At 39.5% G+C, this 13,975-nt stretch carries 13 protein-coding genes; 12 read left to right on the forward strand and 1 reads right to left on the reverse strand.

The genetic code is table 11. The annotated features are described in order from the left end of the window. The first annotated feature begins 75 nt into the window (after nt 1–75). From mltG to EKM65_RS03415, 6 genes are all read left to right on the forward strand, one after another. Nucleotides 76–1,227, forward strand: coding sequence for an endolytic transglycosylase MltG (gene mltG, locus EKM65_RS03390; protein WP_125605503.1), 1,152 nt, complete (start codon nt 76–78; stop codon nt 1,225–1,227). 184 nt (nt 1,228–1,411) lie between these two features. Next, nucleotides 1,412–2,047: a uridine kinase gene (gene udk, locus EKM65_RS03395; RefSeq protein WP_404803120.1), complete on the forward strand. Its 636-nt coding sequence runs from the start codon at nt 1,412–1,414 to the stop codon at nt 2,045–2,047. Nucleotides 2,048–2,177: 130 nt separating this feature from the next. Beyond that, nucleotides 2,178–2,651, forward strand: coding sequence for a transcription elongation factor GreA (gene greA / locus EKM65_RS03400; RefSeq protein WP_125605507.1), 474 nt, complete (start codon nt 2,178–2,180; stop codon nt 2,649–2,651). Nucleotides 2,652–3,071: 420 nt separating this feature from the next. Continuing rightward, nucleotides 3,072–3,815: a cell wall-active antibiotics response protein LiaF gene (gene liaF / locus EKM65_RS03405; RefSeq protein WP_125605509.1), complete on the forward strand. Its 744-nt coding sequence runs from the start codon at nt 3,072–3,074 to the stop codon at nt 3,813–3,815. After that, nucleotides 3,812–4,885 carry a sensor histidine kinase gene (locus tag EKM65_RS03410; RefSeq protein ID WP_125605511.1) on the forward strand — a complete coding sequence of 358 codons (1,074 nt, stop codon included), beginning with the start codon at nt 3,812–3,814 and terminating at the stop codon, nt 4,883–4,885. Before liaF ends, EKM65_RS03410 begins: the two co-directional genes overlap by 4 nt. After that, on the forward strand, nt 4,878–5,510 hold the full coding sequence (locus EKM65_RS03415; RefSeq protein ID WP_125605512.1) for a response regulator transcription factor: 633 nt from the start codon (nt 4,878–4,880) through the stop codon (nt 5,508–5,510). Before EKM65_RS03410 ends, EKM65_RS03415 begins: the two co-directional genes overlap by 8 nt. A 684-nt stretch (nt 5,511–6,194) precedes the next feature. On the opposite strand, the gene EKM65_RS03420 is transcribed toward EKM65_RS03415, so the two are convergent. After that, nucleotides 6,195–8,879 carry a YfhO family protein gene (locus tag EKM65_RS03420; RefSeq protein WP_125605514.1) on the reverse strand — a complete coding sequence of 895 codons (2,685 nt, stop codon included), beginning with the start codon at nt 8,877–8,879 and terminating at the stop codon, nt 6,195–6,197. Nucleotides 8,880–8,989: 110 nt separating this feature from the next. Between EKM65_RS03420 and EKM65_RS03425 the strand changes: the two genes are divergently transcribed. From EKM65_RS03425 to EKM65_RS03450, 6 genes are all read left to right on the forward strand, one after another. Beyond that, complete coding sequence (locus EKM65_RS03425) at nt 8,990–11,092, forward strand: peptidoglycan D,D-transpeptidase FtsI family protein (RefSeq protein ID WP_125605516.1); 2,103 nt, start codon at nt 8,990–8,992, stop codon at nt 11,090–11,092. A gap of 154 nt (nt 11,093–11,246) precedes the next feature. Beyond that, complete coding sequence (rpmG, locus tag EKM65_RS03430) at nt 11,247–11,396, forward strand: 50S ribosomal protein L33 (RefSeq protein WP_083479021.1); 150 nt, start codon at nt 11,247–11,249, stop codon at nt 11,394–11,396. Nucleotides 11,397–11,495: 99 nt separating this feature from the next. Then, on the forward strand, nt 11,496–12,050 hold the full coding sequence (locus EKM65_RS03435; protein WP_125605518.1) for a 5-formyltetrahydrofolate cyclo-ligase: 555 nt from the start codon (nt 11,496–11,498) through the stop codon (nt 12,048–12,050). 8 nt (nt 12,051–12,058) lie between these two features. Next, the gene (locus EKM65_RS03440; protein ID WP_225420385.1) at nt 12,059–12,742 is read left to right on the forward strand and encodes a rhomboid family intramembrane serine protease; all 684 of its coding nucleotides are present in this window, start codon (nt 12,059–12,061) and stop codon (nt 12,740–12,742) included. A 2-nt stretch (nt 12,743–12,744) separates the two neighbouring features. After that, entirely contained in the window at nt 12,745–12,984 is a 240-nt protein-coding gene (locus EKM65_RS03445; RefSeq protein WP_125605520.1) for a YqgQ family protein, read from the forward strand. 8 nt (nt 12,985–12,992) lie between these two features. Continuing rightward, nucleotides 12,993–13,964, forward strand: a complete 972-nt coding sequence (locus EKM65_RS03450) for an ROK family glucokinase (protein WP_125605522.1) — start codon at nt 12,993–12,995, stop codon at nt 13,962–13,964. Nucleotides 13,965–13,975: the final 11 nt, after the last annotated feature.

The following is a 13,975-nucleotide window of genomic DNA, read 5'->3' on the forward strand; positions in this document are numbered from 1 at the left end:
TTCTTAAATATTTCAAAAAAAAGGGTGCATTTGCACCTTTTTTGGTATAATGGCACAAGATAGTTTTAAGGGAGGATGGCTAGATTGGCCTCACGACAAGATAATCAAGCGCAGCGCAAGACTTTAGAAGTTAAAGATAAAAAGGGACGTTTAGCTGCAGAAACACGCACTGTCCATCGCTTAGTTTACTGGATTATTGGCATTATTACGGTGCTCTTAGTGATCATTGGTCTCATGACTTATCATTATGTCAAGTCGTCATTAAAACCTTTAGATGCGACTAATACTGAAAAAGTAACGGTAAAAATTCCGATTGGTTCGAGTAACAAAGAGATTGCGACAGAGCTTCAAAGTAAAAAGATTATTAAAAGTGCAGCCGTCTTCAGTTATTATGTCAAGGCTCACAATTATAGTAACTTTCAAGCGGGTAAATATTATTTCAGCCCTTCAATGACCCTAGATCAGATTATTGTTCATTTACAAAAAGGTAACTCTAACCGTAAAGTTCTAGGCAAGGTGTTGGTTAAAGAAGGGGTTATGGTCGAAGATATCGCCACTGCCGTTGCTAAAAATACCAAATGGTCTAAAAAAGAATTCTTGGCCTTAATGAAAGATCAAGATTTCTTAAACACATTAGCTAAGAAATATCCGAAATTGTTGAAGTCAACAATGGCTTCGACAAATGTTCGTTACCATCTTGAAGGTTACTTGTTTCCCTTAACATATAGTGTTTACGAGAAAGAAACGTTGAAGCAGTTGGTCACACAGATGGTTAAGGCAACCAATGAACAACTTACACCATACTATGACACAATCACGAGTAAGAATTTGACAATTCAACAGGTTCTAACGCTGGCGTCATTGGTCGAACGTGAAGGCGTTAAAGAATCAGATCGTAAGAAGATTGCCGGTGTGTTCTTCAACCGTTTAGCAATCAGTATGCCGATTCAATCTGATATTTCCGTCATGTATGCTTTAAATACCCACAAGGAGAGTTTGACGAATAAAGATACAGCAGTTGATTCGCCATATAACTTGTATGTTCACAGTGGTTATGGACCTGGTCCGTTTAACTCGCCAAGTTTACAATCAATTAAGGCTGTGCTTGATCCTAGCGATCGCGATCAAAACTACTTGTACTTCGTGGCTGATTTAAAGACGGGTAAAGTCTATTACTCACATAGTTATGAAGAGCATTTGACAACAAATTCAAGCATTGGGCAATAAACAGAAGTAGAGCGGAAACAAAGGCCGGGTTGAGCTTGTTGCGTAACCTGGCTGTTCTGTTTGATCAGAATTTCTGCGAACAGTATAGTGTGATTAAGGTATGCAAATTTAGGTCTTCGTTTCTTAACAACATTAAATAAATGGATTTGAGATTTTTGTCCCATTTCCTAAAAGGGGCATCATTGTGCAGAAACCGATAATTATTGGCGTTACTGGTGGTTCAGGCAGTGGTAAAACAACTGTTAGCCAACGTATTTTTGAAAGTGTAGCGGGTCATTCCGTCGCGATGATTCAGCAAGATGCTTATTATAAACGGTCAGATTTACCGATTGAACAACGGCGCTTGATTAACTTTGATCATCCTTTGTCTTTTGATACGGATCGCTTATTGGCCGATTTACAAAAATTATCTGATCGGCAAGCTGTTGACATGCCAATTTATGATTACAAGTTACGTAATCCATCTCCAGAGACGCGCCATCAGGAGCCTAAAGATGTGGTGATTATTGAAGGAATTTTGATTCTGGACGATGAACGTTTACGTGACTTAATGGATATTAAGGTTTATGTTGATACCGATGATGATATTCGTTTATTGCGCCGAGTTGAACGTGATATTCACGAACGGGGTCGCAGTGTCGAAAATATTTTTGCTCAATATTTAAAAACAGTTAAACCGATGTATCATCAATTCATCGAACCAACTAAACGTTACGCTGACGTCATTATTCCTGAAGGTGGCGAAAATAGTGTCGCAATTGATTTATTGGTCACTAAAGTCCGTTCGGTTTTGAAGCATGAATCACAAAGTGAACTGTAATTAAATTTTCAGGTGATTATTTCCGGTCAGTTTGTTAATCTTATGATTGACAAAAAGTGAACTTACACATATGATATTATTTTAAATAGCAAATCGAATGACAAGTTCGAATTTTTTTGAGGTGTATAGAATGGCAGATAAAGTTTTCCCAATGACTGCTGAGGGTAAAGTGAAGTTGGAAAATGAACTTAATGAACTAAAAACAGTTAAAAGACAACAAGTAATTGAACGTATTAAAATTGCCCGTGGTTTCGGTGATTTATCTGAAAACTCTGAATATGAATCAGCTAAAGACGAGCAAAGTGTCGTTGAAACACGAATCAGTCAAATTGAAGAAATGTTACATTACGCGCAAGTCGTTGATTCAAGCAAGATTGATCCTGATGAAGTTTCAATTGGCAAACAAGTAACTTTCGTTGAAGATGGCGAAGACGATGCAGAAACATATACTATTGTTGGTTCTGCAGAATCAGACCCTGCCGTCGGTAAAATTAGCAATGACTCACCAATCGCTAAAGCACTATTAGGTAAGAAAAAGGGCGAAAAAGTTACAATTGAAACACCAGGTGGCTCCTTTGACGTCACCATTACTGTTGTTAAATAACGTTGATGAGATTGAAAGGCTTGGAACAATTTGTTCTGAGTCTTTTTTTATACGATTAGGGTGTGAGGGAATGAGTTGTTTAAGGATTATCGGACTTTGATATTGAAACGCGCTCAAAGTAACTGCTGGTACGAAATTTAAGTGAAAATCTTGCTGCGTTGGCACGCATCAATCTTTCCATTTAAATTTAGACCAGCAAACCCGTTGCTTTTCGCGCTCTGATTTGAAACGTGCTCAAAGCAACTGGTGACAGTGATTTTAAGCGTGAATCTCCTTGCGCTAACACGCAATGATCTTCCCGTTTAAAATCATATCACCAATCCGTTGCTTTTCGCGCTCTATTTCAGTCTCTAGACAGATGGTTTGTTGGGGGTTTATTGTTATAATGAATTTAAAATAATTAGGGACGAGGATGTTAGTATGCGTAAAATGCTGCCATTTTTGGGCATTGTGATTGCAGCTAGTCTAATTTTATTGGGGTGGCAGATTTTTAGTACGCCTTCTGCATTAATTTTTCTGCTTCTAGGTATTTTAATTTGTTTGTTAATCAATAAACGTCGGCAGAAAAATAAGAAGAATAATACGGTATTGACTTTTATCGCGGTCTTTTTAATCGTCTTGGGTTTGGCGTCTAACCAAGCTTTTTGGTGGTTAATGTTCTTGCTGTTGCTATTTGTCGGTATTTTCATGCCCGAGATTTTTGGTGAGTCGGGTCATTTTTTCTGGCGCAAAAAGAAGTATCGCGCACCGCAAATCAATCCCGATGATTCTGAGTATGTGCAAGATGACTGGTCGATTACAACGAATAGATGGTTTGGTGATCAGAATTTAGGTAACCAAGTTTATCAATGGCATGATGTTAATTTGAAAGAATTAGCCGGTGATACAATTATTGACTTAGGGAACACATTGTTGCCTGCTGATCGGGAAAATATTGTCATTCTACAAAAGGGTTTAGGCAACACACGTATTCTGGTGCCTTTTGGAACTGGTATTTATTTGGAACACTCAACTTTTATGGGTGAAGTTACTTTTTCAGATCAACGTCATCAATTGAAGAATCAATCCTTGCAAATTAAAACGCCCGGTTATCAAACGAGCCAGCGGCGTATTCGGATTGTGACCAGTCAATTGGTTGGTGATTTGGAGGTGGTCTTTGTATGAGTCGTCTTCGTAGTGCGTGGCTATTTACACTGATCACCTTAGGCACGCTAATTTTTGCTAGTATTCCGCTCTTGAGCTCGGCTTATATCAGTTCTGATTGGCAAATGATACGGTATACGCTCTTGCAAGAGTTCTTCAACCTGCCGCTGATTATTTATTTGATTATTGGTGCAGCCGTTTTTAGTTTATTAATTGTGGTTTTGGTTAACTGGTTCTTCCGGCGTTATGAACAGCGGCAATTACAACAAGTTAACAGTATTATTCAAGGAAACTATGTTGAACTGCAAGCTAAAGCGAAGGCACCGACGGAATTTGGCTTGCAAAATTCCTTAATCGATAAACGATTTCAACAATTGAATGAAAAAGTGGCAAGTCTTCAACAAGAATTACAAGTTTATTCTAACCAACCGTTACGCTTTGAAGGGGAAACCCGAGAACAAATTTTAGTCGATGAGCGACATCGTTTGGCACGAGAATTACATGATTCTGTTTCTCAACAATTATTTGCGGCAATGATGATGTTATCAGCCCTGAATGAATCTGCGCAACAAAACAATATTGCGGATAATTATCAACAAATGATTACTAAGATTGAGAATGTCATTAATCAAGCTCAGTCTGAGATGCGCGCGTTACTGTTGCATTTGCGGCCAACAAATTTGGAAGGACGCTCACTTAAGGAAGGTATTATTCAGTTACTTAAAGAATTACAGACTAAGATCAAGATTAAAATCACTTGGGACATGGATGACGTTAAGTTACAATCTGGCGTCGAGGATAATTTATTTAGAATTGTTCAAGAATTGCTTTCAAACACGCTACGACATGCCAATGCCGACCAAATGCAGGTATACTTAAAGCAAGTTAATCAAACTGTTGTTTTGCGCGTAGTTGATAATGGTGTTGGCTTCGACATGAAGCAACAAGAAAAGGCCGGTAGTTACGGCTTAACGAATATTCAAGAGCGTGCGGAATCAGTTGGTGGCACGGTTAAAACAATCAGCTTTAAAAATCAAGGTACGAGTGTGGAAATTCGCGTACCAATTGTGTCGGAGGAAGAACATGATTAAAGTCTTAATAGTAGATGATCACGAAATGGTTCGCCTAGGTATCTCATCTTATTTAGGCGTACAGAGTGATATGGAAGTTGTTGGTGAAGCCGAAAATGGTCAAGAAGCCGTTGAAAAAGCGTTGGCATTACGACCAGATGCTATCTTAATGGACGTGGTTATGCCAGAGATGGACGGTATTGAAGCGACTAAAGAAATCTTGAAACAATGGTCCGAAGCAAAGATTATTATTTTAACGAGCTTTATTGATGATGAGAAGGTTTATCCAGCAATAGAGGCAGGTGCTGCAAGCTACATACTTAAAACTTCAACAGCAGCAGAAATTGCCAAAGCAATCCGTGCAACCGCCAATGGTGAGTCTGTTTTGGAACCTGAAGTGACAACCAAGATGATGAATCGCATGTCGCAAAAAAACCAACCACAATTATACGAAGACTTGACCGCGCGCGAGCGAGAAGTTCTCATGTTAATTGCGCAAGGCAAGAGCAATAAAGAAATTGCGGACGAGTTGTTCATCACGTTGAAAACCGTCAAAACACACGTTTCCAATATTTTAGCCAAGCTACAAGTTGAAGACCGTACCCAAGCAGCAATTTATGCGTTTCAGCATCATTTAGCAAAATAACTTAAGGTGCTTGTTTTTTGTGCTCCTGAAAAATATACTGGTTGAGCAATAAGTATTGATTTAAACCAGACGAGGATTAATTCTGTTTGAATGTGAGTTTTATTGTGAGTGGTCGGTCCTAGAACTATTATGTTGCGCTTCTCCGTGCCTACGGGAAATACGCTGGTGGAACGCTGCGAGCTTGATTTGAGCCAAATTAAAAACCGATTTGTCTCAAATACAAACTTTCTTGTAAGTGGTAAACCACTAACAAGAATGCCGCGGCTGACCGCGATTTCCCTCCGGCACTGACAAACGAGATGTGGTGTGATTTAATCGCAAATTTATACCTCTAAAAATTAAAAGGCAGTTTAACCACTTGTTAATTCAGCGCTTGCACAAAGGTTGCCCTCTTGCTTGTTTAGTGAGGAAAAATAAATACCGCTCAGTGTTGAAATTGTTGTTGCAGCTTTAGCTGTTACAACAAGACCTGTCTTGGAGACAATTTTGCAAAAATTGGCTTCAAGCAGCGTCCACCACGTTCCAGCGAAAGTATTTATTTTTCCTCACGGCACGCGCAACACTTCGTATACAACCTTTGCGCAAACGCGAAGAAGTACAAAATAACAGCTTTAGGTTCTAACATGTCAAATTAACATAAAAAATCCTGAGTCGGATGTTAATTCCGCTCAGGATTTTTGTGGTCTAATATTGAATTCTCCGCCGCGTTTTTCGGCGCCGTTTTTTGCGTTGTAACTTTGAAAAAATTAGAATTGCTAATAAAATCAATGCCGTACAACCGCTAATTAACCAGCCAAGACGCCAACCTTGAGGCCGATAAACGAAGTGGATCTGATGGCGGCCAGGTTTTACTTTGGCTGCTAGAAAGGTTTTGACAGCTTTAGTAGTTTTAACTTGTTGACCATCAACATAAACTTGCCAACCTTTATCGTAGGGAATTGTTGTCATTAACAATTGATTTTTCTTAATGGTAACAGTGCCAGTTAACTGACTGCCCGCCATCTGTGTTATTTCAGCGTTGTTTCGTTTTAGTGACTTGAAGTCTGTATTAACCACTGACTGATCTAATTGGTAGAGATTAAGCGCTTGTAACCAGACACTAGGTTTTTTTAAACTAACCGTGACTTCAATCTTTTTACCAATATCACGGCGTGCGACATTTAAGAGAATGGTATCACGGAAGTTTTCATCAATCGGCACGCTTTCACCATTGACGGTAATATCGGCAGCGTCAGAGTTAACCGCCGTTCCTAGACTGAGATAGTAAGAATTATTCGTCATTGGTGTGAAACTAAATGTTACAGTTCCTGGCAACGCTGAGTTGATTTTTGTATAAGTTGCATCAGGAATTTCAGCGTTACGTTTTAAATTATTCAGAGTTGTTTGCTCGATGTTAACCACTGTAAAAAGTGGAGCATAATTATTTTGGCCTAACAGATCGGCTACCACGCGTTCTTGATTGAGAATCGGTTGACCTGCTGTTAACTTCGTCGTCAGGATTTTTTTGTTCGCAGCGAAAACAGTGTTGAGCGCGTTTTTATTACGCCGAACATAAATTGCACCGTCTTTTTTAGTAGCCTGGTAATTTTGCACGTCGGGTCGCCACGACGTAATCGATAAACCAGCAGCATAATCAGGAATGCCTGTTAGTAGATCGGTAGAAATAGTTCGGTCTAGCCAAGTTTTGAAGCCTAATAAACTATCGGTAACCTGAGTGCCAAATTTATAATTGACGAAATTATCACCGGCCGCTTGACCAATGAAATCATAAAAATGACCAACGATTGGATTTTGCATGGAGTTGAAATGACCACCACCAGCATAGCCAAACTGCATGGCGTCATCATTGGTTCGATTAAACGTCTTTTCTAAGCGACTACCAGTTGTTTGCTTTTCTGGAAGGTTATTAACAATCTTGCTGACAATTCCTGTGTAGTTCCAATATTCGGATTGATTGGTGTAACTAATTCGCTTTAACGACGTTTGATAATTAATAACGGCTTCACCAATCATAGTGAGTAGCAACAAGTTAGTCAGTAAACGCTTAGGCTGACTGGCATAATAACGCACGATTAAGCAAAAGCTGAGAACAACTAACACAATGCTGCCGATTAAATAGTTCGTTTTGAAATAGGCGAATTGTTTTTGATTCAGTAATAAATAGGTGAGCCAGCCAACTAACAAGACGGCAACACCACTTAATTGCCGAGTCTTCAGCTTAAAATCATGAGTGAGTACTTCGCTGGCTAAAATAATTAACCAAGCGCTAAAAATGAAACTAAAACGTGCGGGATACCAAACGGGAAATTGACCACCGTGCCACAAAAGATCCAGCGGTTCTAAACAAAATGAACAGACTAAGAAGGCGGTCATTAAAAAAGCCGTGATTTTTTGGCGCGGCTTAATTGTTGGTACGAAGAAAAAGATCAAGGCCAGAATTAAAACGATACTGCCAGTAAAAATATTTGCTTGCCCTGAGGACATTTGATCAAAGGTATAGCTGCCTAATGTTAATTTACCAAGTAATTCTAGCGGATTATATTCCCAATTCCAGTTGATTTTAACAGCATTGTAGGTTGCTTTAGTGGCCCGCAATTCTAAAAAGGTTGGTAATAGAATTGCTGCGTTAATTGTTCCAGCTAAGATTGAACCGATCCCAAAGCTGGCGATGGTTTTGCCAAAAGGCGTTTGGCGTGTTGCTTGACTAATCAGCAAATAACTAAAGTACAACACACTAAAAAGACAGAGCATATAACCAATGTAGAAATTGGTCAGCAATGCTAAAGCCAAGATGACAAAGTAGGACCACCATTTTTGTTTGCTTAGCACTAATTCAATTGCACCTAGTAGGAGGGGTAACAGATAAACACCGTCCAGCCACATGACGTTTAACTGATAAGCGGTATTATAACCACAGAGCGCGTAAGCAACAGCCAAGCCTAAAGCAAAAGTTTCGTTGACAGGTTTAGCACGATGGCGTAGGTAATAATACATGGTTAGGCCACACAAACCGATTTTGACAATGATCATTAACCAAACGCCAAAGGGTAACCACTTCCCAGGCGTCAATAGAATAATTAAATTAAAGGGGCTTAGCAAGTAGTAACTCCAAGTACCAATCGTAGAAGAACCGAGACTGCTACTGAAGGAATACAAGAATTGTTCTGGGTGACCTAACAGAACCCGCCGATAATAACTGTAAAAATCAATGTATTGTTGACCTAAATCAGTTGTTAAAATGGTATGATTACCCAGCGGAAAGTTTTTTTGAATGATAAAGTAAATCAATACAGTAGCCGCCGGAACTAACCAGCTTAAAAAGTAAATCAGTTTCGTTTGATCAAAATTGCGTTTCAAAAATTTGGGCATGACTAACTCCTTTGAATTGATAAAATTTGTTGAAATATGCCAGCAATTTTTGTCAGGCAAGGTATTTTTTGTTAGAATGGGCTAGTAATTGGAAAGGAGCTTGTGCGTCTATGAGTCGTCGACGTCAAAAAACGAAAACGCAGAAATCACCATTAAGATTTCGCCTGAATTTGCTATTCTTTATTGCCTTTCTATTATTGGCTATTCTAGTCGCTCAATTAGGTTATTTGCAAATTGTTTATGGCAACAAGTTTGAATCACAAATTGAGCAGACCGATAAAACAGTTGTTTCAGGTAATGTTCCGCGAGGCATGGTTTATGATGCCCAAGGACGGACATTAGTGGGCAACTCCTCACAAAATGCCATTACCTATACTAAAAGTATCAATGTTAAAAGCAACGAAATGCTAGCGACTGCCAAAAAATTAACTAAATATTTAACTGTCCCCAGCACAACCTTACAGAAGCAAGATGTTGCCGATTACTTCTTAGCGGATACTGACTACTATAAAGAAATCGTCGCTAAATTGCCAAAATTACAGAAGTACGACAGTTCAGGTAATGATTTGTCTTCTAGTAAAGTTTATAAGAATGCCAGTCAATATGTGCTTAAGCATCATGATTTAAATTTAACCACGGAACAGAAGCAAGTCGCAACTTTATACACTAAAATGTCTGGTGCTTTTCAATTATCAACGGTTTATTTAAAGGATAATGATGTTACTGAGAATGAAATCGCTGAAGTTGGTGAACACTTGTCTGAATTACCTGGTGTTGGGGTGGGCAACAATTGGACACGGAATTATCCAAGTGGCAGTATTCTAACGAGTATCTTAGGAACTGTCACCACAGAGAAGCAAGGCTTGCCTGCTGATTCGCTAACTTCAATGTTAAAGACAGGTTATTCACGTAATGATCGCGTTGGTAACAGTTATCTTGAAAAGGAATATGAATCAATTTTACGTGGGACAAAATCGCAAACACAAGTTACCGTCAATAACGATAATCAGGTGTTAAGTGAAGTGACCCAATACGCCGGTAGTAAGGGGAGCAACTTAAACTTAACGATTGATTCTAAATATCAAACGGCGGTTGAAAATGCACTCAAGAGTCAGTTTGCTGCAGCTAAGTCAGCCGGCTACACTGGTTATTCTGATGGTGCCTATGCTATTGCAATGGATCCTAATACTGGTGCAATTAAGGCGATGGCGGGTATTCGTAACAATACCGAAACCAATAAGGTTACAGATGATGCGTTAGGTAACATTAACCGAACTTTTGTCATGGGTTCAGTTGTCAAGCCTGCAACAGTTTTAAGTGCTTTAATGGATGGCGTGATTACACCGAGTGATAATACGTTACCTGACGACGCCATTTATTTACCAGCGTCACCGATTAAGAAGTCTTGGTATCCTGCTGGAACTTTTAAGACGATGACGGCGCAGCGTGCGTTAACGATTTCTTCCAATACTTACATGATGCACTTGGCCTTGCTGATGGGCAATGCCAAATATACACCAAGTAAATATATTAAGATGGATAATGACATTTTTGAAAAACTGCGTGACAAGTATCAACAGTTCGGTTTAGGTTATAAGACAGGAATTGATCTGCCTGGTGAAATCGATGGCTATCTTGGGTCAACAACTAATGAATATAATGCGGTTAAATATGGTAGTGCATTAGACGAGAGCTATGGTAACTACGATGCTTACACCTTAATGCAAATTGCCCAATATACGTCTGCCATTGCCAATGGTGGTTATCGAATGCAGCCGTATATTGTGAATTCGATTCAGAAGACAACTAAATCTGGAGAGAAAGGTTCTGTCATTTATCAGCATCAACCACAGATTTTAAATCGGATTGATTTTACAAATGCGCAACTTCAGGTTGTTAAAGAAGGTATGTACGATGCGGTTAACGGTAGTGATGGTTATGCCACGGCCACAGCTTTGAAAGGCATGGCTCAAAAAGTTGCTGCTAAAACAGGTACTGCCCAGTCTTTCTACTATGATCAGAACAATCCTGACAACACGAATCCACCAGCGACGATTACTCATTCCTTTATTGGTTACGCACCCGCTGACAATCCTAAGGTCGTCGTTGTGGTCGTCATGCCCAACTTTACCAGTAACTCTAAGGGTTCTTATTCGTTGGCTCTAGCTAAAACAATGTTTCAAGATTACTTCAAGATGGAAGGCAGCAATTAGTTTTACCAATGTTATTTGCTAGTTTCGGATGACAAATCCGGCTGGTTAAAAGACAGCATGCTTTCGTGAAAAATTTATAGCATTATCAAACTTTTTCTGCTATACTGGAAAAGTCGTGAATACCACGGAGTTCATTGAGAATGGAGGGTCACATATGCGTGTACACATTACTATGGAATGCACAGAATGTCATGAACGGACTTACTTATCAAATAAAAATAAGCGTAACAATCCAGATCGCTTAGAATTAAAAAAGTATTGCCCTCGTGAACGTAAAGTTACGTTGCATCGTGAAACGAAATAATTAGATAAATCGTGGGTCATTAAGGCTCTTGAATGGCTGATTCACATATTATGTGAACCAGCCATTCTTTCTTTATTGATCAGAAAAAAGGTTGATCAAATGACGTCAAAAAAGGCCATTCGGCTAAAACAAATTAATCAGCTTAAACAAGTCGCGGCCCAAACAAAATTAGCTTGGGAGCAAGATCTCTACCAACAACTTTGGCAGGATCCGGTTTTTGATTCTGCTGAAACAATTGGCTTAACCTATTCTGGTGCAATTGAAGTTAATACGTTACCAATTATTGAGCGAGCTTTTGAATTGGGGAAGGAAGTTTATCTTCCGCGAACTGATCCAACAACTCATAAAATGAATTTTATTCGTTATGATGAAGGGGACCAACTAGAGAAGTCTGACTTCGGAATCAGGGAACCTTTAGCTGATCCAAGTAAGATCGAGAATTATCTCGACTTGATTATTGTTCCTGGGTTACTCTTTACGAAGTATCCGCATTGGCGAATTGGTTTCGGTGGCGGTTATTATGATCGTTTCTTGTCAACTTACCCCGCCGCCACAATTTCTTTAGCTTTCCCTTTCATGGTTTGCGCTGAGTTGGATTGGGAGACCTTTATTTACGATCGTTTGGTTGATCATGTGATTGTTGAGAAAGCATAGGTGAGTAATTGAATTCTAATTTTATCAGACGTTGGCGGCAGTCTAATTGGGTAACCATTCTTATTTTAATCGCGACTGTGGCTGTGTTCTTGGGTGAAACATTGACCGGTGGCAGTGAATCACCACAAGTCTTGGTTAATTGGGGCGCGAAAGTTGATTCGTTAATTAAATTGGGTCAGTGGTGGCGGTTGATTACACCGGTGTTTGTGCATATTGGTTTTATGCATATTTTTGTCAATGGATTCACGCTTTATTATATTGGTGGCGCTGTTGAACAAATGATTGGTCACTGGCGTTTTGCTTTAATTTACTTTTTAAGTGCACTTAGTGGTAATTTAATGAGCTTTGCTTTAGGTGGGACTGCTGCAGTATCAGCTGGGGCGAGTACAGCATTGTTTGGCTTATTTGGCGTTTATATCGCGTTAGGTGTTATTTTTGATGATAGCTATTATTTTCGGCAAACTGGTCGCCAATTTCTAATGTTGGCAGCTTTTAACTTGATTTTTGATTTAATGGCGAGTGGTATTGATATTTGGGGTCATATTGGTGGTTTAATCGGTGGGTTCTTGTTAATCATTGCCTTGGCCTTGCCAGGACAAAAACTTCGTAAAGGACTGGCATGGCAGATCACCGCATCAGTCGGATTTTTAGCAATTTGTGCTTTCTTATATTGGTTAGGAATGGTACGCTAATAATGTTAAATAGTGAACCGAAATTTCGTCATTATTATGATGTCCAGCAATTATTAAAACGTTTTGGTAGCTATGTTTATATGGGTAATCGGTTGTGGGATATTGAAATGACCGGTGTTGAGTTGAAAAAAATTCACGACTCCGGATTAATTGATGATTTAACCTATACCCATGCAAAACTGGTGTTGCGACACGAACATGAACTAGAACAGAAGCGTTCGCAAAATTCAAAGGAGGAATAGTAGCAAAAATGAAAGACCAAAAAATCATCGGTGTCGATTTAGGCGGCACTTCGATTAAATTCGCAATTTTGACCATGGATGGTGAGATTCAACAACGTTGGAGTCAACAAACTAATATTCTTGATGAAGGTAGCCATATTATTCCTGACATTATCAGTTCAATTAACCATCACTTGGATTTATATGCGATGAAGCCGGAGCAGTTTGCCGGTATTGGGATGGGAACACCTGGCAGCGTGAATCGTCAAGATGGTACTGTTATTGGTGCTTTTAATTTGAATTGGAAGCAAACCGTTTATCCTAAACGTGATATTGAGGCTGGTACTCATATTCCGTTTTACATTGACAATGATGCTAACGTTGCGGCTTTAGGCGAACGTTGGCAAGGTGCTGGCGACAATCAGGACGACGTGACGTTTGTGACGTTAGGTACTGGTATCGGCGGTGGTATTATTGCTGATGGTCATTTGTTGCATGGTGTTTCTGGTTCTGCCGGTGAGATTGGTCATGTTACTGTTGATCCTAATGGGTACCTCTGTACTTGTGGTAAGCATGGTTGCTTAGAAACTGTTGCTTCTGCAACTGGTGTCGTGCGCGTTGCTCGTGATATGGCGGAAGAATATGCTGGCGATGCTAAGTTAAAGGCAATGCTTGATGATGGCGAAGAAATTTCTTCTAAGATCGTTTTTGATCTTGCTAAAGAAGGCGATCCTTTGGCAACAGCTGTTGTTGATCGGGTCAGCAACTATTTAGGCCTAGCCTTGGCCAATGTTGGTAACACATTAAACCCTGCGTTCATCGTTGTTGGCGGTGGTGTTAGTGCTGCTGGCGATTTCTTATTAAATAAAACACGGGCAATATTTGAAGCCAATGTTTTCCCTAATGTTCGTGAGAATACTAAGTTACGCTTGGCAACGTTAGGCAATGAGGCTGGTGTAATTGGTGCTGCTTCATTGGTTTTAGAAAATAACAAAGATTAAGGGTGTTAGTC

Source organism: Lapidilactobacillus bayanensis (genome assembly GCF_003946695.1).
Taxonomy (GTDB): Bacteria; Bacillota; Bacilli; order Lactobacillales; family Lactobacillaceae; genus Lapidilactobacillus; species Lapidilactobacillus bayanensis.

Bases quoted from the DNA above. Each gene is read 5' to 3' on its own strand.
- EKM65_RS03425 (WP_125605516.1), top strand. From the start codon at position 8,990: ATGAGTCGTCGACGTCAAAAAACGAAAACGCAGAAATCACCATTAAGA.
- EKM65_RS03450 (WP_125605522.1), top strand. From the start codon at position 12,993: ATGAAAGACCAAAAAATCATCGGTGTCGATTTAGGCGGCACTTCGATT.
- EKM65_RS03410 (WP_125605511.1), top strand. From the start codon at position 3,812: ATGAGTCGTCTTCGTAGTGCGTGGCTATTTACACTGATCACCTTAGGC.
- EKM65_RS03420 (WP_125605514.1), bottom strand. From the start codon at position 8,879: ATGCCCAAATTTTTGAAACGCAATTTTGATCAAACGAAACTGATTTAC.
- EKM65_RS03445 (WP_125605520.1), top strand. From the start codon at position 12,745: ATGTTAAATAGTGAACCGAAATTTCGTCATTATTATGATGTCCAGCAA.
- liaF (WP_125605509.1), top strand. From the start codon at position 3,072: ATGCGTAAAATGCTGCCATTTTTGGGCATTGTGATTGCAGCTAGTCTA.
- rpmG (WP_083479021.1), top strand. From the start codon at position 11,247: ATGCGTGTACACATTACTATGGAATGCACAGAATGTCATGAACGGACT.
- EKM65_RS03415 (WP_125605512.1), top strand. From the start codon at position 4,878: ATGATTAAAGTCTTAATAGTAGATGATCACGAAATGGTTCGCCTAGGT.
- greA (WP_125605507.1), top strand. From the start codon at position 2,178: ATGGCAGATAAAGTTTTCCCAATGACTGCTGAGGGTAAAGTGAAGTTG.
- EKM65_RS03435 (WP_125605518.1), top strand. From the start codon at position 11,496: ATGACGTCAAAAAAGGCCATTCGGCTAAAACAAATTAATCAGCTTAAA.
- mltG (WP_125605503.1), top strand. From the start codon at position 76: ATGGCTAGATTGGCCTCACGACAAGATAATCAAGCGCAGCGCAAGACT.